23 protein-coding genes and 3 tRNA genes are annotated in these 25,007 nt (G+C 62.2%); 10 read left to right on the top strand and 16 right to left on the bottom strand.

The annotated features are described in order from the left end of the window. Window positions 1-36: 36 nt before the first annotated feature. Window positions 37-113 (bottom strand) — tRNA-Asp (locus HWX44_RS04240). A gap of 34 nt (window positions 114-147) precedes the next feature. Next, window positions 148-223: transfer RNA gene (locus tag HWX44_RS04235), tRNA-Glu, on the bottom strand. A gap of 83 nt (window positions 224-306) precedes the next feature. Between HWX44_RS04235 and HWX44_RS04230 the strand changes: the two genes are divergently transcribed. Beyond that, window positions 307-639 (top strand): metal-sensitive transcriptional regulator, encoded by a 333-nt coding sequence (locus HWX44_RS04230; protein WP_175973341.1) that lies wholly within the window; start codon window positions 307-309, stop codon window positions 637-639. 67 nt (window positions 640-706) lie between these two features. Here HWX44_RS04230 and HWX44_RS04225 read toward each other — a convergent pair. Next, window positions 707-779, bottom strand: a tRNA-Lys gene (locus HWX44_RS04225). A 90-nt stretch (window positions 780-869) separates the two neighbouring features. After that, window positions 870-2,372 (bottom strand): acetyl-CoA hydrolase/transferase family protein, encoded by a 1,503-nt coding sequence (locus HWX44_RS04220; protein ID WP_046649298.1) that lies wholly within the window; start codon window positions 2,370-2,372, stop codon window positions 870-872. A gap of 176 nt (window positions 2,373-2,548) precedes the next feature. Between HWX44_RS04220 and dusB the strand changes: the two genes are divergently transcribed. Together dusB and phoU are read left to right on the top strand one after the other, a co-directional pair. After that, entirely contained in the window at window positions 2,549-3,694 is a 1,146-nt protein-coding gene (gene dusB, locus HWX44_RS04215; RefSeq protein WP_070700861.1) for a tRNA dihydrouridine synthase DusB, read from the top strand. 68 nt (window positions 3,695-3,762) lie between these two features. Further along, window positions 3,763-4,491 carry a phosphate signaling complex protein PhoU gene (gene phoU / locus HWX44_RS04210; RefSeq protein ID WP_049157153.1) on the top strand — a complete coding sequence of 243 codons (729 nt, stop codon included), beginning with the start codon at window positions 3,763-3,765 and terminating at the stop codon, window positions 4,489-4,491. A 116-nt stretch (window positions 4,492-4,607) separates the two neighbouring features. On the opposite strand, the gene pstB is transcribed toward phoU, so the two are convergent. The 5 genes from pstB to mshD form a co-directional block, all read right to left on the bottom strand. Further along, window positions 4,608-5,381 (bottom strand): phosphate ABC transporter ATP-binding protein PstB, encoded by a 774-nt coding sequence (gene pstB / locus HWX44_RS04205; RefSeq protein WP_046649300.1) that lies wholly within the window; start codon window positions 5,379-5,381, stop codon window positions 4,608-4,610. A gap of 41 nt (window positions 5,382-5,422) precedes the next feature. Then, window positions 5,423-6,340 (bottom strand): phosphate ABC transporter permease PstA, encoded by a 918-nt coding sequence (gene pstA, locus HWX44_RS04200; protein WP_049157154.1) that lies wholly within the window; start codon window positions 6,338-6,340, stop codon window positions 5,423-5,425. Between the two features lie 13 nt (window positions 6,341-6,353). After that, entirely contained in the window at window positions 6,354-7,403 is a 1,050-nt protein-coding gene (gene pstC, locus HWX44_RS04195) for a phosphate ABC transporter permease subunit PstC (protein ID WP_158397730.1), read from the bottom strand. A 141-nt stretch (window positions 7,404-7,544) separates the two neighbouring features. Continuing rightward, window positions 7,545-8,654: a phosphate ABC transporter substrate-binding protein PstS gene (gene pstS / locus HWX44_RS04190; RefSeq protein ID WP_175973339.1), complete on the bottom strand. Its 1,110-nt coding sequence runs from the start codon at window positions 8,652-8,654 to the stop codon at window positions 7,545-7,547. 173 nt (window positions 8,655-8,827) lie between these two features. Further along, window positions 8,828-9,742, bottom strand: a complete 915-nt coding sequence (gene mshD, locus HWX44_RS04185) for a mycothiol synthase (protein WP_175973336.1) — start codon at window positions 9,740-9,742, stop codon at window positions 8,828-8,830. 33 nt (window positions 9,743-9,775) lie between these two features. Between mshD and HWX44_RS04180 the strand changes: the two genes are divergently transcribed. Then, complete coding sequence (locus tag HWX44_RS04180) at window positions 9,776-10,612, top strand: LmeA family phospholipid-binding protein (protein WP_175973334.1); 837 nt, start codon at window positions 9,776-9,778, stop codon at window positions 10,610-10,612. Here HWX44_RS04180 and HWX44_RS04175 read toward each other — a convergent pair. Further along, window positions 10,609-11,649 carry a diacylglycerol/lipid kinase family protein gene (locus HWX44_RS04175; protein ID WP_175973332.1) on the bottom strand — a complete coding sequence of 347 codons (1,041 nt, stop codon included), beginning with the start codon at window positions 11,647-11,649 and terminating at the stop codon, window positions 10,609-10,611. The two genes, HWX44_RS04180 and HWX44_RS04175, sit on opposite strands and share 4 nt — an antisense overlap. 63 nt (window positions 11,650-11,712) lie before the next feature. Between HWX44_RS04175 and HWX44_RS04170 the strand changes: the two genes are divergently transcribed. After that, complete coding sequence (locus HWX44_RS04170) at window positions 11,713-12,387, top strand: FABP family protein (protein ID WP_046649306.1); 675 nt, start codon at window positions 11,713-11,715, stop codon at window positions 12,385-12,387. A 30-nt stretch (window positions 12,388-12,417) separates the two neighbouring features. Here the strand turns inward: HWX44_RS04170 and HWX44_RS04165 are convergent, their stop codons facing one another. After that, the gene (locus tag HWX44_RS04165; protein ID WP_158381978.1) at window positions 12,418-13,305 is read right to left on the bottom strand and encodes an aminodeoxychorismate lyase; all 888 of its coding nucleotides are present in this window, start codon (window positions 13,303-13,305) and stop codon (window positions 12,418-12,420) included. 30 nt (window positions 13,306-13,335) lie between these two features. Between HWX44_RS04165 and ygfZ the strand changes: the two genes are divergently transcribed. Both ygfZ and HWX44_RS04155 read left to right on the top strand, forming a co-directional pair. Continuing rightward, window positions 13,336-14,397: a CAF17-like 4Fe-4S cluster assembly/insertion protein YgfZ gene (gene ygfZ / locus HWX44_RS04160; RefSeq protein ID WP_175973330.1), complete on the top strand. Its 1,062-nt coding sequence runs from the start codon at window positions 13,336-13,338 to the stop codon at window positions 14,395-14,397. Between the two features lie 188 nt (window positions 14,398-14,585). After that, entirely contained in the window at window positions 14,586-14,813 is a 228-nt protein-coding gene (locus tag HWX44_RS04155) for a DUF3073 domain-containing protein (protein WP_070511197.1), read from the top strand. A gap of 110 nt (window positions 14,814-14,923) precedes the next feature. On the opposite strand, the gene purM is transcribed toward HWX44_RS04155, so the two are convergent. From purM to HWX44_RS04140, 3 genes are read right to left on the bottom strand one after another with little or no spacing between them, the layout of a single operon-like run. Further along, a complete protein-coding gene (gene purM, locus HWX44_RS04150) occupies window positions 14,924-15,976 on the bottom strand; it encodes a phosphoribosylformylglycinamidine cyclo-ligase (RefSeq protein ID WP_046649308.1) in 1,053 nt (350 codons plus the stop codon). Between the two features lie 14 nt (window positions 15,977-15,990). Next, window positions 15,991-17,484 carry an amidophosphoribosyltransferase gene (gene purF, locus HWX44_RS04145; protein ID WP_175973328.1) on the bottom strand — a complete coding sequence of 498 codons (1,494 nt, stop codon included), beginning with the start codon at window positions 17,482-17,484 and terminating at the stop codon, window positions 15,991-15,993. 34 nt (window positions 17,485-17,518) lie between these two features. Beyond that, the gene (locus tag HWX44_RS04140; RefSeq protein WP_046649310.1) at window positions 17,519-17,923 is read right to left on the bottom strand and encodes a sterol carrier family protein; all 405 of its coding nucleotides are present in this window, start codon (window positions 17,921-17,923) and stop codon (window positions 17,519-17,521) included. A gap of 33 nt (window positions 17,924-17,956) precedes the next feature. Between HWX44_RS04140 and HWX44_RS04135 the strand changes: the two genes are divergently transcribed. After that, window positions 17,957-18,991, top strand: coding sequence for an acyl-CoA thioesterase (locus tag HWX44_RS04135; protein ID WP_158397736.1), 1,035 nt, complete (start codon window positions 17,957-17,959; stop codon window positions 18,989-18,991). Between the two features lie 38 nt (window positions 18,992-19,029). On the opposite strand, the gene HWX44_RS04130 is transcribed toward HWX44_RS04135, so the two are convergent. Then, window positions 19,030-19,989 (bottom strand): MaoC/PaaZ C-terminal domain-containing protein, encoded by a 960-nt coding sequence (locus HWX44_RS04130; RefSeq protein WP_175973326.1) that lies wholly within the window; start codon window positions 19,987-19,989, stop codon window positions 19,030-19,032. Continuing rightward, entirely contained in the window at window positions 19,990-21,330 is a 1,341-nt protein-coding gene (locus HWX44_RS04125; RefSeq protein ID WP_175973324.1) for a 3-oxoacyl-ACP reductase, read from the bottom strand. A 185-nt stretch (window positions 21,331-21,515) separates the two neighbouring features. On the opposite strand from HWX44_RS04125, the gene HWX44_RS04120 reads away from it, so the two are divergent. After that, a complete protein-coding gene (locus HWX44_RS04120) occupies window positions 21,516-22,814 on the top strand; it encodes an acetyl-CoA C-acetyltransferase (protein ID WP_175973321.1) in 1,299 nt (432 codons plus the stop codon). 30 nt (window positions 22,815-22,844) lie between these two features. Beyond that, the gene (locus HWX44_RS04115; protein ID WP_175973319.1) at window positions 22,845-24,929 is read left to right on the top strand and encodes an acyl-CoA dehydrogenase family protein; all 2,085 of its coding nucleotides are present in this window, start codon (window positions 22,845-22,847) and stop codon (window positions 24,927-24,929) included. Window positions 24,930-25,007 lie beyond the last annotated feature (78 nt).

Below are 25,007 nucleotides of genomic sequence, written 5' to 3'. Positions count from 1 at the left end.
AGCGCGTTTCTACAAACACCGCTCCGAGGCTTGGTATGGCGACCCTGACGGGACTTGAACCCGCGACCTCCGCCGTGACAGGGCGGCGCGCTAACCAACTGCGCCACAGGGCCATACATATTGACTTATGTACCAACACGTTAGTGTTGGTACCCCCAACGGGATTCGAACCCGTGCCGCCGCCGTGAAAGGGCGGTGTCCTAGGCCGCTAGACGATGGGGGCCCGTTGCCTTGAGGCAACCTTGTAAAAATATACTGGAGACATCCCTACTTAACCAAATCGCCCCGGCAGAAAGGCGGAAAACCATGGCTGACCAGCGCGATACTTGCTCCTGCCACGAGCCCGGCGTTCACGGCTACAACTCCGATAGCGAGCAGAAGGCAAAATACTTAGCGCGTCTCAAGCGCATCGAGGGCCAAACCAGAGGCATCCACCGCATGATTGCGGAAGACCAATATTGCATCGACATCATCACGCAAATCTCCGCGGTCACCTCAGCGCTCGAGAACGTCTCCCTAGCGCTGCTAGAAGACCACATAGAGCACTGCGTGGCAGGAGCCACCGCCGAGGACGGGCAAGTAGCCACAGAGAAGCTAGAGGAGGCCATGCGGGCCATCCGGAAGCTCGTGAAGAGCTAGAGGAGCAAGGCCTGCTGAGTGGGCCACCCTACAACGCAAAAGAGCCGCCCGAAGGCGGCTCTTTCTGTGGGCCCTGCGGGGCTCGAACCCGCGACCTGCGGATTAAAAGTCCGTAGCTCTACCAACTGAGCTAAAGGCCCAACGCCCATCCATCTTAGTAGGTGACACTAAGGAAAAGGAAATGGCCCTCACCTCCAGCGGTAAGGGCCACGACCGAGCGGCATGAGCGATTAACCGCGCATGTCACCCTTCTCCATGAAGTTCACCTGGAAGTCAAAGGCGGTCTTCAGATCGTGCGGGGTGTGCTGGAACTTATTAGCCTTGGCACGCTCGTAGTATTCCTCAAGCAGCGGGCGGTAGTCTGGGTGCGCCACGGCGATAACCTTCTCCACGCGCTCCTTCGGAGCGAGACCACGCAGGTCCGCCACACCGTACTCGGTGATGATGACCATGGTGTCGTGCTCGGTGTGGTCGGTGTGGGACACAAACGGCACGATGGCGGAGATTGCGCCATCCTTGGCCACCGACGGGGAGACGAAGGTGGAGATGTAAGCGTTACGGGTGAAGTCACCGGAGCCGCCGGTACCGTTCATGATGCGGGAACCGGAAACGTTGGTGGAGTTGATGTTGCCGTAAATGTCGCCCTCAATCATGCCGTTGGAGGAAATCAGGCCAACGCGGCGAATAACCTCCGGGTGGTTGGACACCTGCTGCGGGCGCAGGATGATGTGCTTGGCGTAGCGCTCAGCCTCAGCGTTCATCTTGTCCGCGTACTCCGGGGACAGAGCGAAGGAGGTAGCAGAGGCGACGGTCATCTTGCCGGCGTCGATCAGATCGAGCATGCCGTCCTGGATAACCTCGGTGTACGCCTGAATGTTTTCAAACTTGGAGTCCAGCAGGCCGGCCATCACAGCGTTCGGGACGTTGCCCACACCGGACTGCATGATGAACTTGTCATACTCAAGGCGGCCGGCAGCGACCTCGCCCTCGAGGAACTCGATGAAGTTCGCAGCAATCTTCTCGGAGACCTCATCCGGAGCCTTGAACGGTGCGTTGCGGTCCGGAGCGTCGGTCTTGACCACTGCCACGACCTTTTCTTCCGGGATCTCAATGTAGGTGGTTCCAACGCGGTCGGCCGGCTTGGTGATCGGAATGGGCTGACGGTTCGGCAGCTTCTCAATCCGGTAGATATCGTGCATGCCCTCAAGGTTGAGGGACTGCCACTCGTTCACCTCGATGATGATCTTGTCGGCGGCCTCAATGTACTCGAGGTTGTTGCCTACGGCCGAGGACGGAACGATGTTTCCGTTCTCGTCGATACGCACGGCCTCAATAATGGCTACCTGGAAGTCACCGTAGAAGCCCTCCTCTACCTGCTGACCGGAATGCGAAAGGTGGATGTCCTGGTACAGCGCGGAGCCGTCGTTGAAGCGGCCACGCAGAACTGGGTCGGAGTTGTACGGGGAGCGGAAGCGGATGGCGTTAGCCTCCGCGAGCACGCCGTCGCAGTCCGGGGCAGTCGAAGCGCCGGAGAAGACGTCAATCTTGAACTCTTCACCCGCCTCGTGCGCTGCCTTTGCCTTTTCTGCGATGGCGGTAGGCAGGGCCTTGGGGTAGCCAGCACCAGTAAAGCCGGAGATTCCCACACGGTCACCGTGATTGACGAACTTAGCTGCCTCGTCAGCGCTCATAACGAGCTTCTCAAACGGCGCGTATGCAATTCTCTCAGACATGAGTCCTCCTTTTATGTGCAGAAAAGACCTAGGTTACGGTCCTTTCCTATTAGTTACATGCACCACACTAGCGAATCGGTGGCGAATTTACCGCACTCTGCCCCAAACCGTGTGCACCCCTCACTTTTTTCATCAGAATTTGCCACCCTAGGCTTGTTCCGCGCACAATTGGCGGCGTGACTCTTGCTATCGGAAACATCCAGCTCAACTCCCCCGTTGTCCTCGCCCCTATGGCGGGCGTGACCAACGTGGCCTTTCGCGTGCTGTGCCGCGAGCAAGAGATAGCGAAGACCGGAACCGTCTCCGGCCTCTACGTGTGTGAAATGGTCACCGCACGCGCCCTCGTTGAGCGCAACCCAAAGACATTGCACATGACCACGTTTGACCCCCAAGAACAGCCGCGCTCACTGCAGCTGTACACCGTCGATCCGGAGTACACGTACAAGGCGGCCAAAATGATCGTGGACGAGAACCTCGCAGACCACATCGACATGAACTTCGGCTGTCCGGTTCCCAAGGTCACGCGCCGCGGCGGTGGTTCTGCCCTGCCCTATAAGCGCCGTTTGTTTGGCAACATTGTCGCTGCGGCCGTCAAAGCCACGGAGGGCACGGACATTCCAGTCACCGTCAAGATGCGCGTCGGCATCGATGACGAGCACAAAACGCACCTCGACGCCGGCCGGATCGCCGTTGCTGAGGGTGCCGCGGCCGTCGCTCTCCACGGTCGCACGGCGGCCCAACGCTACTCCGGCCACGCCGACTGGGGAGAGATTGCCCGCCTCAAGGAACACCTAGCGGATACTGGCATTCCCGTCTTGGGTAACGGCGATATCTTCAAGGCAACCGATGCGCACGACATGATGGAGCAAACGGGATGCGACGGCGTCGTCGTAGGCCGCGGCTGTTTGGGCCGCCCCTGGCTCTTCGCGGAGCTCTCCGCCCACCTGCGGGGTGAGCCGGTGCCGCCGGAGCCCACTTTGGGGGAAGTCACGCAGATTATGATTCGCCACGCCGAACTGCTGACACAGCACGAAGGCGAGCGCCAGGCCAGCCGCGATATTCGCAAGCATATTGGGTGGTACCTCCGAGGCTTTCCGGTGGGCGGCCAGGTACGCGCGGGGCTTTCTCGCGTCAATTCCTTGGAGGATCTGCGCGAGCTATTGGCGCCGTGGGCGGACTCGCCCGCGCTTGCCGACGACGCCGATGGCGCCCGCGGCCGCCAGGGTTCACCCGCCAAGGTGGTCCTGCCCGAAGGGTGGCTCGATGATCCGGAAGATGCCACGGTTCCGGAAGGCGCGGAGATCATGCACTCCGGAGGCTAGGAGCAGAACCTGCCTTGATCGTGTTGCCCGACAGGCACTAGACCAATAGTTGGGCTAAAGTACGTGGCATGCGCGCAGCTTACCGTGAACAGTTGGATAACTTTGCCCATGATCTGATCATCATGAGCACGACCGTCCATAGGTTGATGACTCTTGCCTCCCAGGCATTAATCGAGGCTTCCCTGCAACCAGCTGAGGAGGCCGTGTCGCTGCGCGATGAACTGGATGAGGTCCGCACGCGCTGTGAAGACCGTGCGGTGTCCCTTCTGGCCTTGGAGAACCCTATGGCCAAGGACCTACGCCAAGTGATCTCCTCCATCTATATTGTGGAAGATTTCTACCGCATGGGCCGCCTATCCCAGCACATTGCAACGAGCGCGCGTCGCCGCCACCCAGAGCCGGTTGTACCGGCAGAAATCATGGGCTATTTCGAGGAGTACACCCGCCTCGTCCTCGACATGTCTGCAGGGCTCAAAGACATCCTCATCACCCGCGATCCGGAGCTCGCGCTGCGCCTGACCGAAGATGACGATGCCGTGGATGACATCAACCATCACCTGCTGCGCATGCTGACCCAGCGGGAGTGGAAGGGAACGGTGCGCCAAGCCGTGGAGACTTCGCAGCTGTCACGCTACTACGAGCGATTCGCAGATCATTGTGCCGCCGCTGCCGGGCGCATCATCTACCTGGCCACGGGCTTGGACCCGGATCGCTATATGCGCAAGCGCGACCAGGAGCAGCGCGACGCCGAGATGGAAGCCCGCATGGCGGAGCTCGAGCGCCAATTCCGCAACTAGGCAGGCGTGTGGGCGTGGGTGATCCACCCGGCTCGATCCAAAGCACAAGAAAGCCGGCGCCTCTCCTAGACCTTAAACAGGTGAGAGAGGGCGCCGGCTTTGGGCACTAGTGGCATTTAGCCGAAGCGGCCAGAGATGTAATCCTCGGTGTCCTTCTTGGACGGGTTTTCGAAGATCTTGGTGGTGTCATCGAACTCGACGAGGTGGCCCGGCTTGCCGGTGGCCTCTAGAGAGAAGAAACCAGTCTTATCGGACACGCGGGCTGCCTGCTGCATGTTGTGGGTCACGATAACGATGGTGAAGTTTTCCTTCAGCTCGTGGATGAGGTCCTCAACAGCCAGGGTGGAAATCGGGTCCAGCGCCGAGCACGGCTCATCCATGAGGAGAACCTCCGGCTCCACGGCAATCGCACGGGCGATGCACAGGCGCTGCTGCTGACCACCAGACAGGCCGCCGCCCGGCTTATCCAGGCGGTCCTTCACCTCGTCCCAGAGGTTAGCGCCGCGCAGGGACTTCTCGGCGACTTCCTTGAGCTTCTTCTTGTTCTTCTCACCGGACAGCTTCAGGCCGGCGACAACGTTGTCCTCGATGGACATGGTCGGGAACGGGTTGGCCTTCTGGAATACCATGCCGATGGTGTTGCGGACAGACACCGGGTCAACCTTGGAGCCGTAGATGTTCTGTCCATCCAAGAGGATCTCACCCTTGACGTAGGCACCGGGGATGACCTCGTGCATACGGTTCAGGGTGCGCAGAACGGTGGACTTACCGCAGCCGGAGGGGCCGATGAAGGCGGTGACGGCCTTCGCCGGAATTTGCATGTTGACATTCTGTACGGCGTGGAAGTCACCGTAGTAGATGTTCACGTCGTTGAGCTCAAGCTTGGACATGAGTAGTGCTCCTATTGGGGGTAGGTGGAAAGTGAATACGGTTACTTCTTGACGGAGAATTTCGCCGAAACGACGCGCGCGCCGATATTGAGAATCGCGATGAGGACAACCAACGTGAGGGCGGCGCCCCACAGCTTGTCCAAGACAGCCGGATCAGCACCGGACTTGTACATATCCAGCATCATCAGCGGCAGCGAGGACTGCGCGCCCTTGAGCGCATCCCAGTTGATGGAGGACGTAGAGCCCACCAACACCAGCACCGGCGCGGACTCACCCATGATGCGGGCCACGGCGAGCATGATGCCGGTGACGATGCCGGAAAGAGCGGTCGGCAGAACAATGCGGGCGATGGTCTTCCACTTCGGTACACCTAGGGCATAGGAAGCCTCACGCAGGTCCATGGGGACCACACGGAGCATCTCCTCCGTATTGCGGACCACAATCGGAATCATCAGGAGTACCAAGGACAGTGCCACAGCCATACCGGAGCGCTTGAAGCCGAACAGCGTAATCCACATGGCGAAGATGAACAGTGCGGCCACGATGGAGGGCACACCGGACAGAATGTCCACCATGAAGGTGGTGAGGCGGCTCAGGGGGCCACCGCGGGAGTACTCCACAAGGTAAATCGCGGTAAAGATACCAATCGGAACCGAAATAACGGTCGCGATGATGGTCTGAACGAACGTACCGATGATGGCGTGCAGTGCACCACCGCCGGCTTCAGTATCCAGGATGCCGCGCTGGGATTCGGTCCACCACTCGGGGCTCAGGACAGCCCCGGAACCGCGAACAATGAGCTCGAAGAGGACCCACAGCAGCGGAATCATGGCGATGATCATCGTCGCCCACACGAGAGCGGTGGCGATGTTGTTGGTGGTCTTACGGCTCGAGGAAATATCCAGGAAGGTCGGGCCGGAAGAAGCCGGGACAGAGTTAGAGGTTGTAGTCGTAGTCATCTCTGTTCCCTCCTTACTTGCTCTTCACGATGGAACGGGCAATTGCGTTGACCACGAAGGTCAGAAGGAACAGCATGAGGCCTGCAGCGATGTAGGCGCCGGCACGCATCTCATTACCGAACTCCGCGGCCGCCAAGGCGATGGCGGTGGCGAAGGTGGTACCGCCATCGAACAGCGAGAAGCGGAAGTCGACCAACGGGGAGACAACCATGTAAAGCGCCATGGTCTCACCCAGCGCGCGGCCCAGGCCCAGCATCGAGCCGGCAATATAGCCGGACATACCGAAGGGAAGGACCGTCATACGAATGACTTCCCAGCGGGTGGCGCCGAGCGCCAAGGCAGACTCGATCTGGCCCGGAGGGGTCTGCACGAAGACCTCGCGGGCGGTAGCGGCGATGATCGGCAGGATCATTACTGCCAGAACGATGCCACCGGTGAGGACGTTGCGGCCCGTCGCAAAGTGCGGGGAGTTGTCGTAGACCTTGAACAGGAAGAAGCCACCTGCCCAGGAGTGCAGCCACGTGTAGAAGCCGGACAATGCGGGGCCGAGAACCTGCCAGCCCCACAGGCCGTACACGATGGACGGCACGGCAGCGAGCATGTCGACGAGGAAGCCCAGCGGCTTCACCAGCTTGGCCGGTGCGTAGTTGGACAAGAAGATAGCAATACCGAGTGCCACCGGCATCGCGATGATGAGAGCCACGATGGAAATCAGCACGGTGTGGCCGAACATGGTGGGAATACCGAACTTCATTGCGTCGGTATCGGTGGTTTCCCAACGCTCGCCGTAGGTGAAGAAACCTACGATGCCGCCCTCATTGACGGCAAGGGAGGGAACCGCTTGCCACACAAGGAAGACTGCGATGGCAGCGATCATCACCGTGATCAGCGTGGCGGACGCAGTGGACAGGAATTCAAAGACACGATCGCCCGGGCGCTTGACGCCCGTCTTAACGGCTGGGGTAGGGGCAGCGCCTGCGTCGGATGCATGCACGCTAGGACGAATCGCCGAAACGGCATCCTCCCTCGCGGATGACGCTGTGGTGAGATTATTGTCTGCCATGAGACTAGGGAATCCTTTTCAACGGGATCAATGAAAATGCGGGACACGCTACCGCCCCCAAAGCGCTCGTTAACGGCGGATTGGGGGCGGAAGTGTGTATTTAAACGGCAACTACGGCACTAAGGCCCGCAGTTAACGCGCTTACTGGATAGCGTCGACAGCTGCCTTCAGGCGCTCGAGGTGGTCACCAGCAACCGGGATGAAGCCTGCGTTCTCCAGCTCATCGGTCTGGTTGTCCAGAACGGTGTTGAAGAATGCCTTCACCAGAGCGGAGGTCTCCTCATCGTAGCCAGCGGAGCAGACGATGTTGTAGGTGGTCAGGATGAGCGGGTAGGCGCCCTCGTCGTTGGAAGCAAAGAGCTTGTCGGAGTCAACGACCATGTCGTGCTCGGAGCCGGTGTCCTTGAAAGCAAGGTGGTCCAGAGCAACACCGACGGACTCAGCGTTGAGCTCAACCGGGCCGTTGCCGAAGTCAATCTTGGCAATCTTGACGCCATCGGCTTCCTTCTGGTGAGCGTAGCCAGCCTCAACGTAGGTGATAGCACCCTCAATGGAAGCGACCTGGTCAGCCACACCGGAGGAACCGTTAGCGCCCTCACCAACAGCATCCGGGAACTGCTTGCCCTCGCTGTCCCAGTTGCCAGTAGCGGCGGTCAGGAACTTCTGGAAGTTGTCGGAGGTACCGGACTCATCAGAGCGGAAGATAACGGTGATGTTCTTGTCCGGCAGGTCGGTGCCCTCGTTCTCAGCCTTGATGGCGTCATCATTCCACTTGGTGATCTCGCCCTTGAAAATCTTAGCCAGGGTGTCGGTGGAGAGGTTGACCTCGGTGTCACCCAGGTTGTAGGCGATAGCAACCGGGCCGATGGTGGTCGGCAGGTGCCATGCATCGTTGCCGTCGCAACGCTCCTTAGCAGCCTCAACCTCACCCTTGTCCTCCTTCAGGGCGGAGTCGGAACCAGCGAAGTCAACGGTGCCACCGTTGAAGGCCTTCACACCAGCGCCGGAACCGGAGGAGGTGTAGGAGAAGTTAGCATCCGGGTACTCGTTCAGGAAGGCCTTCTCGAAGACAGACATTGCGGACTTCTGGGAGGAAGCGCCCTCACCAGAGAGGTCACCGGAGACCTCTACGGAGTCGGAGCCGCCATCGGCGGAATCAGACTCGTTGGACTCGGAGCAGGCAACGAGAGCGGTGGAGGTGGCGGCGACGATGCCGAAGATAGCGGCAGTGCGCTTGAAGTTGCGAATCACGGGGAACCTTTCCGGTACGGATACAAGAGAATGATTTTTCGAGGAAATCGCCCCAAACCCTCTCCAAAGGCAAGCGCGATTAACTCACGGGAAGTAAAGCTATATGCGGAGGGTTAACCCCACAGGGATCAAGAGGTGAACAATCGGTTAACTTGTACCAAAAGGCGGTGAGACTAGTCACTTTTCGCCCAGACGCAGTGCTCCTCCGCAGTACCAAAGCCGAGCTTCTCATAGGCCTTTACTGCCGGCTCATTGTCCGCCTCGACGTACAAGATGACCTTGTCCGCACCTTTAGTCACCATGCGCTGTAAGCCAGCGGTGAGCAACGGGCCACCGAGCCCGCGCCCGCGATAGTCCTCGCTCAGCCCCACAACATAGACCTCACCGAAGGCTGGTATGTCCTCCTCATGCCATTTCAGCCAGTGAAAGCCGGCCATTGTTGGGGTACTGTGTGCACCACCGTGCGAATCCCACAGGAAGAGCACGTCGGCCGGGTCGAACCATTCGGCTTCCATCCCACGGTGTAGGCGCTCTAGGTCCCACCCACCTTGCTCTGGGTGCCAGGAAAAAGCCTCGTTGTTGGCTCGTAACCACTCCGCCTCGACGTGCTCGCGCCCGAAACGCTCGACCGACTCCGTGTACGTGCAGATCTCTAAGCCTTTAACCTTTGCGGACGCTTCCTCCGACGCGCGTAGGTCCCGGCCCTCAATAGCCATCACGAGCAAGCGCCTGACGACGTCCATCCCATTGCGCTTCGCCAACGCTTGCGCTGCTGGGAGGTTGCCGTGTGCCCAGATCTGGGGGGAGGTCGGGAGGGCGTCGACAAGCGCCTGCCCCACCCCGCGCCTGCGGTGTTCGACGTCGACGACGAGCTCTACCGTCTGCCCTTCGACGGCAGCCACGCCTGCTATCTCACCGTCTTCGATTGCAAGCAGGTGGCGGTGCCCAAGGCGACCATCTCGCAGGCCGACCATAAACTGCTCGGAGAACGGCGCATAACCATCGTGCGTTTCGGCGCGTGTGGCCAGCTCCTCCACGCGCTGTGCCAAATCCGGATTCTGCGGCAGGGTAAGGGTCTCAATATTCATGTTTCCCAGCTTACGTGCGGTAGTAATAGAAGGGTGACCGTCATCTATCTCAGCCGCACCGTCGTCCGACTCGCCGCCGTCGCGGGAGTGGTCCTGACCGCATGGTTGGCGGATTCCGCGGTGGCGATGCATGCCGAGCACACCGTGGCGCAGAAGGCGAAAGCCAGTTCCCAGCTGGAAAACAGCCCCAATGTGTACATCGGCGGTGTTCCTTTTACCCTCGGCGCTCTGACCAAAGAGGTTCCTTACCTCGAGGTCAACTCCTCCGACGTGGAGGTGCCCAAGCTCGGGATGGTCAACGCCTCCACGACGCTGCGCGATATCACCATTCGTCCCGAACAGCTCTTCAGCGGGGACCTAGAAGGTGCACCGGTCTCCACTTACACGCGCAGCATTAGCATCGACGGAGTAGCCCTCGGCCGCCTGCTGCGCATTACGGACCTATCCATCGCCAACCCAGATGACATGTCCCCCACCGGCGGCCCGTCTGCCGAAGCGGAGCTCACCGGCACGCTGCCGGGAGACACCACCAAGTCCACGGCGACGGTAACGTTGCGCCTCGTTGGGCCGGAATTTCGCATGAGCGTCTACGGGACCGATGATGAGCGCCTCAAGAAAGCATTCGGGTTGGTCTTGGATACCCGTCAACTACCGTTGCCTGCCCAGGCCACCTCCGTGAAGCTGCACGGCGGTTCCATTACGTTCGAGGTGCAGCGCCGCAACATCACTTTGAAGACGGCGCAGCTCTCCCCGCTCGAAAGCCGTGCGACGGCGGAAAAGGCCGTCGAGGATGCAGCGCAAAAGGCACAGGACACCGCCAACGAAGTAGGCAGCGCACCGACGACGCCGCCGAGTTGGCGCCAAAACTAGTTGATGCGAACGAGGTCGCGCAGGATCCTGCGGACGTTGCGGTGTATGGGCGGGGCCGGATCGGTAGGAGCGAAGACTTCCAACGCGTCCGCCTCCGATTCCAGATGCACCTCCGTGAAGGTTCCCTCCGACTCTCCGTCTGCCTGGAAGCGGTGCGGCTTCGGGCACACCAAATCCACCTCGACGGCATCCTCAAAGTGCAGCGTTCGGGCATCCGTGACCTTATTCAGCCAGTGGCGGTGATCCACGCCCAAGAGGTGGAGCACGCCCACAAGACCATCAATGCCACCGAGGTCTGACACCCCGAAGAGGCCAAGGCCTTGGTCGAAAGAGTTGCGCGGATTCGTCACCACCGGCAGCGGTCCGAGGAAGGTCCACGGGTTGGTATTCGAGGTGAACATGACGGGCACGTCATCAGCCGAGAAGGTGTCTCCCGAGCCGGAGCGCGCACGCACGCTAATGCGCGGTGGGCGAATGCGGGCGCGCTGATAGGCCTGAAAGGCCACGGCCAAATAGCGCAACGGGGTAGCTGCAAAGCCCATTTCCCGAGCACGGTCCACGCGAGCGAGCACGTCGGCATCCAATCCGAAACCAGCATTAACCGCGAACCATCGGTCATTCCACACTCCCAAGGACACGGTGCGGCGCGTATTGCGTTCCAGCATCCGAGCCAGCACGTGTGCTGCCTCGACTGGAGTATTGGGGAAGCCGAGGGCGCGGACGAAGACGTTGGCGGAGCCCGTGGGAATCACCGCGAGAGCCGGAATGTCCTGGGGGCTGGGACGTTCCGCGGAATCTGCGGGGCCCAACAGCCCGTTCACAATTTCGTTCACCGTGCCATCTCCCCCGAAAACCAAGATGACATCGAAGTCTTCCCTGGTCATGCCCCGCACTATATCCTCCGCGTGCCCCGGATAATGCGTAAAGCGAGCAAGCAGCTGCAGCCCCTCCACGTCCCGAATGACGGGCAGAACCTCACGGAAAAGGGCCGAATTCTGGCTCGTGGAGTTCGGGTTTGAGATCAGCAATGCGCGCATGACCCCCTAGACTACTGGAGCCTAGTGGTTTCCGCGGCGCCCCCACGACTACGCTGGGGCAGCATGAGCGAACAGACGAATAATGAGAATCACCCGGAAAACACCCAGCCGGAGAACGGCAAGATTGATGGCAACGCAGCCGTCAACCAAGCCGCGGAAGCATGGAAGGATGCTGCCTCCCGCAACATCCCCACCGTTGATGTAGCAGAGAATCCTTTGCCCGATGAGACGGCAAACCTGCGTCAGGGTCCGTCGCTGCACGATGGACTCTTGGGGCTTCTCCCCCTCGTCGGCGTGTGGCAGGGCGAAGGCCAGGCCCACAGCGCCGACGGCGAGCAGTACGCCTTTGGCCAGCAGCTCATCATCGCCCACGACGGTGAGAACTACCTGACCTACACCTCCCGCACCTGGAAGATCGATTCCGAGGGCAACCCGGCGGGCCCGGACGTGCGCGAATCCGGATTCTGGCGCATCTCTCTCAAGGACGAGATTGAGATGACCTACACCTCCTCCAATGGTGTCAACGAGATCTTCTACGGCTCCCTGTTCAACGAGCGCGCTTGGCAGCTGGAGTCCGCCTCCACCATGGTGACGGAGACAGGCCCCGCCAACCTCGGCCCCGGCAAGCGCATGTACGGCCTGATGCCGAACAACAACTTGGGCTGGGTCGATGAGCGGCTTGTCGACGGCGAGATGCGCCCCTTCATGTCCGCCGAGCTCACCCGCGTAGCAGGCTAGCTAGCAGGCGAGCTAGCCGCATAAGGGAATCTAGCGGGCCAGGGCGGCGTCGATCAGCGCGCGTATTTCTTCTGCGTTCGCCGGCGCCTTGAGCTTCGTGTCATCGAGGCGCGTCACCCGCACCGCTGTGCGCACCGAGGAGACCAGCCACACCGAGTCAGCCTCCTCGAGGTAGCTCAGGTTGAGCTCCTTCGCCTTGCAGCGATATCCCTGTTCTGAGGCGTATTCAAACAGCGCGGCCTGCGTGGTTCCGGGGAGTATCCCCTTACCCGCGGGGGTGCGCAGCTTGGTTCCCTTAACCGCCACCACGGTTGAGGTAGCCCCCTCCAAGACCTGCCCCGTGTCGGGGTCGGTAAAGATCACATCATCAAATCCGCGCTCGCGGGCCAGCCGCAGCGTGGCCATGGTTGCCGCATAGTTCAACGTCTTGGCCGGCAGCTCCTCCGCCACCTGCCACAATCGCGGCGTACTCATGACCTTGACGCCCTTCGCGCGCTGCGCCACCACATCCTCCGGGATTTCCTGAACCGCAACCCAGGCCGTGGGCACCCCGGTGGAGGCCCGGCCGCGGGTATAGGTCCACGTGCACTTGGCTTCGAGCGGCGAGCCACCCGTGTCCCCCGCGCCGGCGGGACCATAAAAGTCGGCGATAGCCAACGCGGTGGCTTCCTCCCACTTGTGCATCGGCGGCTCCGGCAAATTCAGAGCCTGGGCGGAGTGTCGGAAGCGCTCCGCGTGGCGGGGAAGGTTCGCCGCCTTGCCATCACGCACTAGAAGGGATTCAAAAATCCCGTCTCCGCGCGTGACCGCGGCATCATCCCAGTAGACCAACGGTAGGTTCGGCATGTGGCGCCGCACCGATCCCCCAAACGGCTCCACGACGTAGATGACCGGCTCTTTTCTGCGCTGAAGGCTCATAGCCCCGATTATGCCCTACCATCGGAGGGCGTGAGTTACTCTTCGCCACTTCTTTCCCGGCCCGGAGCCGCTGAGTTCCAGGGCACCACGCTCGTCGATGTCTCCGGGGTCCCCTGGCACTACGGCAACCCCCTCGTCGAACAGCGCGCGGTGGAAACAGGTTCAGCCGTCATCGACCGCTCCCATCGCCGCGTCATCGCGGTTTCTGGGCCCGATGCCCAGGCCTTCCTGCATAACCTCCTGAGCCAAAAGCTCGATGACGTGGACGCCGGCTTTTCCGCAGGTGCCCTTGACCTCAATATTCAGGGCCACGTCCTGCACCACATGGATCTATCTTTCGACGGGGAAACCTTCTACCTCGATGTGCCGGCGGCGCAGTTCGAGTCTTTGCGGGATTTCCTCACCGCCATGGTGTTCTGGTCCCAGGTCACCGTAGAGGAAGTAGACGTGGCGGTCATCAGCGTCCTCGGTCAAGCGCTGGACAAACCTTCCACAGCTCTGGTGGAAAGGCCCGTGCACTGGCCGGGCTGCCCGCGCCAGGATTTCCTCGTGCCGCGGGACAAACTAGACGCAGCGGTGCAAGAGTTGGAGGCCCAGGGCGGAAGCTTAGCGGGGCTCATGGCTTTTACCGCCGAGCGCGTGCGGGCACGCGAGCCCGAACTAGCTGCAGATCTCGATGCAAAGACTATTGCCCACGAGGTTCCGCATTGGATCCGGCGCAGCGAGGAGCAGCCCGCGTTCGTTCACTTGGACAAGGGCTGCTACCGCGGGCAGGAGACCGTCGCGCGCGTAGAAAACCTTGGGCGCTCTCCCCGTTTATTGGTGCTGCTCTACCTCGACGGCTCCGCCCCGGAGCAACCGAAGAGCGGAGCGGATATCACGTCGGGCGGGCGTCGCGTGGGCAGGCTCGGCACCGTGGTGGAGGACTGTGAGTATGGCCCCATCGCACTTGGTCTAGTAAAGCGCAGCGCCCTCGACCATGGAGAGCTGGCCATTGGTCCGGTAGCAGCATCGATCGAGCCGGATTCCATCCCTGTCGATGAGGGCCCGAAGGCCGGCCGTGCCGCTGTGGATCGCCTGCGCGGAAAATAGTGGCGTATTACACAATGGACTGTTTGCCGCAGGGTGGAGCACTTTTCAGCACACCGCTAGGGGGTAGTTCGGAATTTTTTCGTCACACAGGCTATGGTGTCTTACAGGAACATACACATATCTGACTAAGACGATGGGGCGGCCAAGAATCCCTGGACCGCCCTACACACCTCAAGGGGGTCATGCACATGGGACGCGGACGCGCCAAGGCAAAGCAGACCAAAGTTGCACGCCAGCTGAAGTACAATTCGCCCGAGATGGATCTGGATTCGCTCCAGCGTGAACTCGCCTCACAGAACTCCAAGCGCTCCAGCGATGAGGACGAGGATCAATACTCGGAGTACGCGGATTACGAGGACTATGCGGATCGCTGGGACTCGGACGAGTGGGATGAGGATGATTCCGAGGAGCGCTAAGCGCGCGAATCACTTCCCCATTCTGTACATGCACAGCACGTAAGCGAAGGGCCGGAGATGCCTCCCCTCTTAGTGAGGGGCGCCTCCGGCCCTGTTCCTTTCTTCAGAACCTAGAACCCAGGGTGCTCACCGGTCATGAGGACGCGCGGCTCGCCTTCTTCGGCGACGCGGACGGTGCCCAGCTCCCATGCCTCAACGTGGCGGGCGGTCATCATGGCCAACGCACGCTCACGGTCCTCCGGCGCAACGACGGCGATCATGCCAACGCCCATGTTGAACGTCTTCTCCATTTCCTCGAGGGCAACCTTGCCCACGGAGGAGATGGTCTTGAAGATCTGGCCCGGAGTCCACGTCGAGCGATTAACCTCAGCGGTCAGGCCCTCCGGGATCACGCGCTCGAGGTTGCCCGCGAGGCCACCGCCGGTGACGTGGCAGAAGGTCGACACCGCGCACTCAGATACCAGCGCCAGGCAGTCCTTGGCGTAGATGCGGGTAGGCTCCAAAAGCTCCTCACCGAGGGTGCGGCCCAGGTCTTCCATGTAGCCGTCCAGCGGCAGGCCGGCCTGCTCCAGCAGCACGTAGCGTGCCAAGGAGTAGCCATTGGAGTGCAGGCCAGAGGACTTCATAGCGATAAGGACGTCGCCGTCACGTACCTTGTCGGGGCCGAGGAGCTCATCGGCCTCCACCACACCGACCGCGGTGGCGGAAACATCGTACTCATCCTTGCCCATAACGCCTGGGTGCTCAGCGGTCTCGCCACCCAGCAGCGCTGCACCTGCCTGCACGCAGCCCTCAGCAATGCCCTTGACAATGTCCGCGACCTTTTCCGGAACAACCTCGCCCACGGCGATGTAGTCCTGAAGGAAGAGCGGCTCGGCGCCGCATACGACGAGGTCATCAACACACATGGCAACCAGGTCGATGCCGATAGTGTCGTGCTTATCCATGGCTTGAGCCACGGCCAGCTTGGTACCCACGCCGTCTGACCCGGCCGCGAGGACCGGCTCCTTGTACTCGCCCAACTTAAACAGGCCGGCGAAACCGCCCAGCCCGCCCATGACCTCCGGGCGGGAGGCACGCTTGGCGTGCGGGGTGATTAGCTCAACTGCGCGGTCGCCTTCCTCAATGTTGACGCCGGCGGCAGCATACGTGTTCTCGCTCATGAGTGACTTAGTCCTTAATCGTTAGTTGTCGTCGAGCCCTGCAGGGTACGCACGGCCTCAGCATTGGGGTTTCCGGCGGGCAGTCCAAGCGGGTACTCGCCATCGAAGCAGGCACAGCACAATTCGCTGCGGGGCTGCTCGGTGGCCGCCACCATCTCATCGGTGGAGACGAAGCCCAGCGAATCTGCACCGATTGCCGTGCAGATGGTCTGCGCCACTTCCTCCGGGTCATCGGAGGGGTTGGCATTAGCAATCAGTTCACCCGGGGAGGCGAAGTCGATGCCGTAGAAGCACGGCCACTTTACCGGCGGGGAGGCGATGCGCACGTGGACCTCGGCAGCGCCGGCTTCCCGCAACATCCGGATCAGGGCGCGCTGCGTGTTGCCGCGGACGATCGAATCATCCACCACCACGATGGACTTGCCGTCAATGACCTCGCGCAACGGGTTGAGCTTGAGGCGGATGCCCATCTGGCGTTGAGACTGCGTGGGCTGGATAAAGGTGCGGCCCACGTAGGAATTCTTGACCAAGCCATGCGCGAAGGTCAGCCCAGATTCGCGGGCATAACCCACCGCGGCCGGGTTGCCGGACTCGGGAACGGGGATCACCATGTCCGCGTCGGGCGCTGGGTACTGGCGCGCTAGACGACGCCCAATTTCCACACGCGTCGCATTGACGGAGCGGCCTTTGATGTTCGTATCCGGCCGCGCCAGGTAGACGTATTCGAAGACGCAGCCGTGGCGCTTGGTCTCCGCGAAGCGCTCGGAGCGAATACCGGTCTCATCAATAGCGACGAGTTCGCCCGGTTCGATTTCCCGGATGAACTGCGCGCCCACGATATCGAGGGCGCAGGTCTCGCTCGCCACCACCCAGCCGGTGCTAAGGCGGCCGAGGGCGAGCGGACGCACGCCGTGCGGATCGCGGGCGGCATACAGCGTGTGACCGTCGGTAAAGGTCAGGCAGTATGCCCCCTTGACCCTGGGCAACAGCTGCAGTGCCGAGTCGAAGACTGAATTATTCTCGTTGACACCATCCGCCAACAAGATGGACAGGCACATGGAGTCAGAGACGGATTCTTCGTGCGGCTTGATGAGCCCGCGTTCCACGGCCTCGGCGCGCAGCTCCACGTAGTTCACCAAGTTGCCATTGTGGCCGAGTGCAATGTCGACGCCGCTGGGCGACGTCCCAAACATCGGCTGCACATTCGACCATTCCTTGCCGCCCGCGGTGGAATACCGCGTGTGGCCAACAGCCACGTTTCCGTGCAGAGAGGTCAGGATGGATTCATCGAAGACATTGGACACTAGGCCCATGTCTTTGAAGACCACGATGCGGTCATCATCCCCCACCGCGATGCCCGCGGCCTCCTGGCCACGGTGCTGGAGGGCAAAGAGGCCAAAGTAGGTTAGCTTGGAAACCTCTTCGCCTGGTGCCCAGACACCGAAAACTCCGCATTCTTCGCGGGGCTCCGGATCCAGGCTGGGATCCGTCGACAGGGGCTTAGTCATGCTCTGGACGTGTTCAGCTACCACGGCGCTAATCCTAGCCGTTCCGGCCAGTGAAAACTAACGGAATCACGGGCAAGTAGGCAGCAATCTCGTGGGCACGGGAGCCGGAGGCTTCCACACGGCCGTCGCCAAGCGCCTGCTCCCACCCCATGGCACCCGTAGCCAGCTGCAGCCACGTCAGGGGATCCATCTCCACCACGTTCGGAGGGGTGCCCCGGGTATGGCGAGGCCCGGCGATACACTGCACTGCCACGAATGGGGGGACCCGCAGCTCCACGGAGTGGCCCGGCGCGTCTGCCTCCACCAGGCGGGCCGTGGTGCGTGTAGCGGCCGCAAGCGCAGCGCGACCTGGTTTTTCCACCCCTTGAGGATCGTGGATCCACTCCGCCACTGCTTCGACGGCGGCGCGGGCCGTGGCGGCATCAACGGCCTTCTTCATCTGGTCACCACGCTCCCTGATACTTTGTTATCCATGTCACCAACCATGCCATCAAGCTCGTCGGAAGAAAAGATGTCCGTTCCCCACGAGAAGTCCCCTTCCCTCACCCTGCGGTTTATGGCCGCCCCCACCGATCTCACCATCGCCGGCGCCCAGGGCATCGGCGGCGGCCGCGTCCTGGAATGGATCGATAAGGCCGCCTATGCGTGCGCGGTTCAATGGTCCGGTACCTACTGCGTGACTGCCTACGTGGGCCATATTCACTTCACGCGCCCCATCCCCTCAGGCCACCTCGTGGAGGTGCGGTCGCGCATCGCGATGACGGGGCGCTCCTCCATGCACATCGTCAACGAGGTGCTTTCCGCCGACCCGCGCGATGGCATTTTTACTCGCGCGTGCGACTGCCTCGTCATCTTCGTGGCCAAGGACACGGAAACCGGTAAGTCGGTCGCCGTGCCGCCGCTGGTTCCGGACACCGTGGAGCACCAACGCGTGTGGGAAGCCGCGGAATCCCGCATCGAGCTGCGCCAAGCCATCGAAGCGGAGATGGAAAAGCAGACTTATGATGGCCCTTCCGATGCCCCTCGAATGGTCACCCGCTTCTTGGCAAAGCCGACCGACGTCAACTGGGGCGGCAATGTCCACGGCGGTACGGCCATGGAATGGATTGATGAGGCCGGCGCTGCCTGCACCATGGAGTGGTCAGGCGAGCACACGGTGGCGGTCTATGCCGGTGGTATTCGCTTCTACCGGCCTATCCATATTGGAGACCTCATCGAGGTGGATGCCCGTATGATGCGCACGGATACCCGCTCGATGCAGATGTCGATCCACGTCCGCTCGGGTAACCCGCGCGGTGGCCGCGAGAAACTAGAAACCGCCATCCACGCCACTGTGGCCTACATGGGCATGGACGCTGACTGGCAGCCGCTCGCCGCCCGCCAGTTTGTCCCCCGCACCGAAGAAGACAAGCGCCTGTGGGAGCACGCCGGCATCCTTCGTGGCTTGCGCGGCAAGTACTCCCCGAAGCCGCTGGTGGTGGCGCCACAGCATCAGCACGTGGATTAGCCGCTGGATTAGCCTATGGCTAATCCAGCACCACGCAGCTAGTTCAGAGGCTCAACCCGGCACGCCACGTGGAGGGTGCTCGGATCCTTGGCTTTGCGCAACGTGACGTCGCGCGCTCCGACCTCAGTGTTTGTGGCGACGCTCGCTCCGGCCCCAGTGTTTGTGGCGACACTCGGAGCCACAAACACGCCCGTCGTTGCCGGAAGAATAACCGGCTTATAGAAGTCCGCGCTGATGCGAACAGCTCCTGGAAGGGTGCCGTCGAGCACCGACAACATCCGGGCGTGCGTATACATGCCGTGCGCGATGGGCGCGGGGAAACCGAAGAGCTTGGCGCCCACGGTGGAGACGTGGATGGGGTTCTTATCGCCGGATGCCGCGGCATAAACGCGGGTGCTCTCGGGGCTAAAGCGCAGCGTTGCCGTGGGGGTTCCTACCTCATCACCCGGAAACTCGAGGAAGCGCTCGGCTTCCGGGCGCGTTCGCACCTGCCGCGGGGTGTCCTTGGTGAATTTCGCGCCCTGGCCTAGGAAAACCGAAGTCTGGCGCCAGATCTCCTCACCACCCACGCTGTACGTGGTCACCATATCGATAACCAGCCCCTTGCGGTGCGGGCGGAGGTTTTCCGCGTGCACGGAGATGTCGCAACTTTCGTCGACGCGTAGCGGGCGGGTCTGCTCGATGCGGTTCGACAAGTGCACCACGCCGACTGCGGGAAAAGGAAAGTCCTGTGCCGCCATCACCTTGATTGCGAGTGGGAAGGCCAGCGCATACAGGTAGGTGGCGGGCAGCTCATTGCCCAGACGCAGGCCCGTGGCTTGGCAGTAGCGGGCCAGGTGCGCGGTATTTACGCGCACCCCCTCGACACGGTAGGCGGTCTGCGGGTCGTCGACCTTGCGCTTGCCGGCCCCCAGCCCGGGGATGGGCACCGCGCCCACCATGAGTGAGCGGTAAAGGGCGGGAAGGTCAGGAATCTCGTTGAGTGTGGTGACGTTCATTTATGCTCCCATGAGGTTTTGGCCGCACACGCGGACGGTGTTGCCGCTCACCGCGGCGGAGGCCGAAGCGGCAAAGAAGGCGACGGTCTCCGCGACGTCGACAGGCAAACCACCTTGCTGCAGTGAGTTCAGGCGGCGGCCGATTTCGCGCGGCCCAGTGGGCATCGCCGCAGTCATGGCGGTTTCGATGAATCCGGGGGCAACAGCGTTGATGGTGGAGCCATTCTCCGCCAAGACGGAGCGCAAGGAATCAACGAGCCCGATGATGCCTGCCTTCGTCGTGGCGTAGTTGGTCTGGCCGCGGTTGCCGGAAATACCGGCCATGGAGGACACACCAACCACGGCCGCCCCCGGCGCGAGGGCTCCGGATTCGAGGAGGTTTTCGGTAATGCGTACCGGTGCCAGCAGGTTAACAGCAAGGACAGCGTCCCACTGCCCCTCGTTCATGTTGGCCAGCAGCTTGTCGCGGGTGATTCCAGCGTTGTGGACGATGACGTCGAGGGCCCGTCCGTGGCGTTCCTGCGCGTGCTGGGCAATCTTGTCCGCGGCGTGAGGGTCAGTGACGTCGAGAGGCAGCGCGGTGCCTTTGACCTTGTTCGCGGTCTTCGCCAGGTGTTCGCTAGCTTGCGGGACGTCGATGCAGATGACGCTGGCACCGTCGCGGGCCAGCACCTCGGCGATGGTAGCGCCAATGCCGCGAGCAGCACCGGTGACCACCGCGAGGCGCCCGTCGAGCGGCTTCTCCCACTTCGCTGACTCACCGCCGCGTGCGGGGGAACCCTCACTCACCGCGCCCACGCGGACCACCTGGCCATCCACGAAGGCCGACTTCCCGGAGAGGAAGAAGCGGAGGGTGGACTCCACCTCCGCGGTGGCCGCAGGATCTACCCACACCAGGTTCACGGTGCCGCCCTTGCGCATCTCCTTGGCCAAGGAGCGCGTAAAGCCTTCGAGTGCGCGCGCGGTAATCCGGCCGTCGATAGTATCTGCAGCCTCTGGGGTGGTGCCGACAACCACGAGGCGTGCGCACGGCAGGAGGTTTCGCATCTGTGGGTTGAAGAAGTCATACAGCTCGCGCAACTGCTCGGGGGTCTCTAGGCCGGTGGCATCGAAGACGAGGGCGGCGCGCGGGGCCTCCGCAGTGGCGTTGATGATCTGGTAATCCACGGCTAGCTGGGAGCGCAGAAAGTCGGCGATGCGTCCCTGGCCGCCAATGACGATGGGGCCATCGAGCGCCGGTTCGCCTACTTTATGGCGGCGCAGGGGGTGGCCCTGGGGTACACCCGCTTTGGCGGCAAGCGGAGAGTTGATGAGCTTCTCGGCAATGGTGACGTGCGGCATAAGGTGACGCATTCCTTTCTGGGATCTTCACAACCTTGCGAGCATTATTTTGCTAGTTGCAAGGCCCGTTAATTGAGTGATAGAACTAACAATATCACCTTAGTTGTGATGCGAAACGCGCGGTGGGATTGCTACCCCCTCCCACTGGGGCGATTCGCACCAGACCACTCGCGAAGGAGTTTTTGATGACCAACCCCCCGCACCGCGTAGCCATCCTCGGTGGCAACCGCATTCCCTTTGCTCGCTCCAATAAGCAGTACGCTCACGCGTCCAACCAAGACATGCTCACCAGTGCGCTCGACGGCCTCGTGGCGCGCTACGGGCTGCACGACGAACGCCTCGGCCTCGTCGCCGCGGGTGCCGTGCTCAAGCACTCCCGCGATTTCAACCTCACCCGCGAAGTCGTCCTAGGCTCCGCCCTGGACTCCACGACCCCCGCCATCGATGTACAACAGGCCTGCTGCACTTCTCTTGCGGCAGCTATCCACGTCGGCGATGCCATTGCCCAGGGCCGAATCTCCGCCGGCATCGCGGGCGGAACGGACACCACCTCGGATGCCCCGCTGGCCGTCAATGACACGCTGCGCCACACGCTGCTCAACCTCACCCGCGCCAAGACCGCTGCGCAGCGCGCCCAGCTCATCGGCTCTATCCGTCCCTCGCAGCTGGCCCCGGAACAGCCACAGAACGGTGAGCCGCGCACCGGACTCTCCATGGGTGATCACGCCGCCATCACCGCCCGCGAATTGAACATCAGCCGCGAAGCCCAGGACGAACTGGCGCTCGCCTCCCACCAGAACCTCCACAAGGCTTGGGAGGAGGGCTTCTTCGATGACCTCACCACGGGCTTCCTCGGCGTCAACCGCGATACCAACCTGCGCCCGGATTCCTCCCTGGAGGCCCTAGCCAAGCTCAAGCCGGTCTTCGGCAAGCGGGATGCCGAACAGCACGGCACGCAGGCCACCATGACCGCGGGCAATTCCACACCGCTGACCGACGGCGCCTCCGTCGCCTTGCTGAGCTCCGAGGAGTGGGCAGCCGAGCACAATATCGAGCCCCGCGCCTTCCTCGTTGATTCCGAGACCGCGGCGGTCGATTTTGTCCACGGCCCCGATGGCCTTCTCATGGCCCCGACCTACGCGGTCCCGCGCCTGCTGGAGCGCAACAACCTGACCCTCCAGGATTTCGATTTCTACGAAGTCCACGAGGCCTTCGCATCCCAGGTACTCGCCACCCTGTCTGCATGGGAGGACGAGCCCTCCTGCCGCGAGCGCCTCGGCCTGCAGTCTGCGCTGGGCCCCATCGACCGCGCCAAGCTCAACGTCAAGGGCTCCTCCCTTGCCGCTGGGCACCCCTTCGCCGCTACCGGCACCCGCATCCTCGCCACTACCGCCAAGATTCTCGAAGAAAACGGTGGTGGGCGCGCCCTCGTCTCTATCTGTGCGGCCGGCGGACAGGGTGTTGCAGCCATCGTCGAGCGTTAAGAAACTTCCCTCCCCAGAAAGGACCCCACCATGGCACTCACCAAGTCCTCCTCGGACACGAAATCCGTCTCCCCGGAGCTCAGCAACCAGGCCACGACCGACGCCCCCAAGGCCGAGGCCCGCAGCCCACACCGCCTGCCCACCACCCCGAAGCCCTCAGTGGCCACAGAACTGGCTGCGCTTCTCGACGGCCCCCACGCCGCCTTCCGCCAGGAGCTGCGCACCTTCCTCAACGACCCTTCGCTCTTCCCGAAGCCGGACCTGCCGATGGCGGAGCAGCGCCAGCACACCTTCGACAACCTCTCCAAGGTCCGCGACTTCGGCGGTTTCAACCACGGCCTGCGCCGCGCCAACGGCGGTTCCGGTAAGCCGAACCTGTCCACCGTCACCCGGGAAGGCCTGGCCTGGGTTGATGGTTCACTAGCCATCAAGTCCGGCGTGCAGTGGGGCCTGTGGGGCGGCGCCCTGGATCAGCTCGGCACTGAACGCCACCTCGAGTGGGTCAAGAAAGCCGCCAGCCTGGAGCTGCCAGGCTGCTTCGCCATGACCGAGCGCGGCCACGGCTCCGACGTGCAGTCCCTGGAAACCACCGCCACCTTCGACCCGGAGACCAACGAGTTCGTCATCAACACCCCCTCCGACTCCGCGGTGAAGAACTACATCGGCAACGCCGCCAAGGATGGCCGCGCCGCAGTCGTCTTCACCCAGCTCATCACCCCTGACAGCGATGGCCGCTCCCACGGCGTGCACGCCATCATCGTCCCCATCCGCGATGAAGAAGGCAACGAGCTGCCGGGCGTGACCTTGGGCGATCATGGCCACAAGGGTGGTTTGGTGGGCGTCGATAATGGCACCCTGCGCTTCGATAACGTCCGCGTGCCGCGCGAGAACCTGCTCAACCGCTTCGCCGATGTGGACGAGAAGGGCAAGTACTCCTCCCCCATCGAGTCCAAGAATGCCCGCTTCTTCACCATGCTGGGCACTCTCATCCGCGGCCGCATCGGCGTCTCCGGTGCGGCGGGCGCGGCCACCGAGGCCTCCCTGGACATCGCCATCCGCTACGCCAACCGCCGCCGCCAGTTTGAGGGCGCGACCGGCGCTGAGAAGCGCCTCATCGAGCACCGCCAGCACCGCCGCCGTCTGCTCATTCCGTTGGCCCGCACTTATGCGCTGCACCTGCTCTACAACCAGATTCTGGAGCGCTACCAGGAGCAAAACGATCAGCACGAGGCTGGCACCTGGTCAGTGACGGAGCCGACCGAGGAGCAGAAGTTCGCCTCCCGCGAGATGGAATCCCTGGCCGCGGCCATCAAAACTGCGCAGACCCAGCACGCCACCCGCACCATCCAGGAATGCCGCGAGGCTTGCGGCGGCGCTGGCTACATGTCGGAGAACCGCCTGACTACCTACCGCGCTGACTCCGATGTCTTCGCCACCTTCGAGGGCGATAACACCGTGCTCATCCAGATGGTGGGCAAGAACCTGCTCACCGCCTACGGCCGCGCGATGAATGACATGAGCCCGTGGGACACCGTGAAATACGCGGCCTCCACCGCCACCGATGTGGTTCGTCGCCGCTACGGGTTCACCACCCGTCTGCAAGGCCTGGTGGACCGCGTGAACCCCTCCGAAGCTTCGCTTTTCGACGCCACCTACCAGGCCAAGCTGATCGACGACCGTGCCCAGTCCATCCTCTTCTCCCTCGTGCGCCGCATCCAGCCGGCCCGCAAGGCCGATAAGGTGCAGGCCGCCGCCATCGTGGATCAGTGCCAGGATCACCTCATCGCCGCCGGCTGGGCCCGCGTGGATACCTTGTTGGTCCAGGCCATGATTGAGGCAGAGGAGCGTCTTGAGGAAGGTTCGCTGGCACGCCAGGTCTTTGAGCAGCTGCGCCACCTCTTCGTCTTCGACACCTTGGTCCAGCACGCGGGCTGGTACCAGGAACACAACCTGATCCCGGCAGGCCGGATCAAGGCCGCCCGCGCCGCCATCAACGACCTCGTGGATTCGCTGGCACCGTGGTCCGTCGTGCTCGTCGATGCCTTCGGCGTTCCGCCTGAGGTACACAACATCCCGATGCTGACCGAGGCCGGAGTGGATCCGCTCCACGTCTAGTCACTCCACGCATAGTGAGGGCACTTTCGCCATCTGGCGGGGTGCCCTCCCTAGTTTTCTGAAAGTAGCGATAGGGGC

The organism is Corynebacterium sp. Marseille-Q2823, assembly GCF_903645345.1.
GTDB classification, from domain to species: Bacteria; Actinomycetota; Actinomycetes; order Mycobacteriales; family Mycobacteriaceae; genus Corynebacterium; species Corynebacterium hiratae.
The sequence above is the reverse complement of the archived record's forward strand: the minus strand, read 5'-3'. Positions and strand labels throughout refer to the sequence as shown.

What these genes read in the sequence shown, in the direction of transcription:
- HWX44_RS04125 (WP_175973324.1), bottom strand. Translation starts at nt 21,330, where the DNA reads ATGCCGCACGTCACCATTGCCGAGAAGCTCATCAACTCTCCGCTTGCC.
- HWX44_RS04170 (WP_046649306.1), top strand. Translation starts at nt 11,713, where the DNA reads ATGAGCGAACAGACGAATAATGAGAATCACCCGGAAAACACCCAGCCG.
- HWX44_RS04140 (WP_046649310.1), bottom strand. Translation starts at nt 17,923, where the DNA reads ATGAAGAAGGCCGTTGATGCCGCCACGGCCCGCGCCGCCGTCGAAGCA.
- HWX44_RS04220 (WP_046649298.1), bottom strand. Translation starts at nt 2,372, where the DNA reads ATGTCTGAGAGAATTGCATACGCGCCGTTTGAGAAGCTCGTTATGAGC.
- pstC (WP_158397730.1), bottom strand. Translation starts at nt 7,403, where the DNA reads ATGGCAGACAATAATCTCACCACAGCGTCATCCGCGAGGGAGGATGCC.
- HWX44_RS04230 (WP_175973341.1), top strand. Translation starts at nt 307, where the DNA reads ATGGCTGACCAGCGCGATACTTGCTCCTGCCACGAGCCCGGCGTTCAC.
- pstA (WP_049157154.1), bottom strand. Translation starts at nt 6,340, where the DNA reads ATGACTACGACTACAACCTCTAACTCTGTCCCGGCTTCTTCCGGCCCG.
- HWX44_RS04120 (WP_175973321.1), top strand. Translation starts at nt 21,516, where the DNA reads ATGACCAACCCCCCGCACCGCGTAGCCATCCTCGGTGGCAACCGCATT.
- HWX44_RS04135 (WP_158397736.1), top strand. Translation starts at nt 17,957, where the DNA reads ATGTCACCAACCATGCCATCAAGCTCGTCGGAAGAAAAGATGTCCGTT.
- HWX44_RS04115 (WP_175973319.1), top strand. Translation starts at nt 22,845, where the DNA reads ATGGCACTCACCAAGTCCTCCTCGGACACGAAATCCGTCTCCCCGGAG.
- mshD (WP_175973336.1), bottom strand. Translation starts at nt 9,742, where the DNA reads ATGAATATTGAGACCCTTACCCTGCCGCAGAATCCGGATTTGGCACAG.
- purF (WP_175973328.1), bottom strand. Translation starts at nt 17,484, where the DNA reads ATGACTAAGCCCCTGTCGACGGATCCCAGCCTGGATCCGGAGCCCCGC.
- HWX44_RS04165 (WP_158381978.1), bottom strand. Translation starts at nt 13,305, where the DNA reads ATGAGCCTTCAGCGCAGAAAAGAGCCGGTCATCTACGTCGTGGAGCCG.
- HWX44_RS04155 (WP_070511197.1), top strand. Translation starts at nt 14,586, where the DNA reads ATGGGACGCGGACGCGCCAAGGCAAAGCAGACCAAAGTTGCACGCCAG.
- HWX44_RS04130 (WP_175973326.1), bottom strand. Translation starts at nt 19,989, where the DNA reads ATGAACGTCACCACACTCAACGAGATTCCTGACCTTCCCGCCCTTTAC.
- phoU (WP_049157153.1), top strand. Translation starts at nt 3,763, where the DNA reads ATGCGCGCAGCTTACCGTGAACAGTTGGATAACTTTGCCCATGATCTG.
- pstB (WP_046649300.1), bottom strand. Translation starts at nt 5,381, where the DNA reads ATGTCCAAGCTTGAGCTCAACGACGTGAACATCTACTACGGTGACTTC.
- purM (WP_046649308.1), bottom strand. Translation starts at nt 15,976, where the DNA reads ATGAGCGAGAACACGTATGCTGCCGCCGGCGTCAACATTGAGGAAGGC.
- HWX44_RS04175 (WP_175973332.1), bottom strand. Translation starts at nt 11,649, where the DNA reads ATGCGCGCATTGCTGATCTCAAACCCGAACTCCACGAGCCAGAATTCG.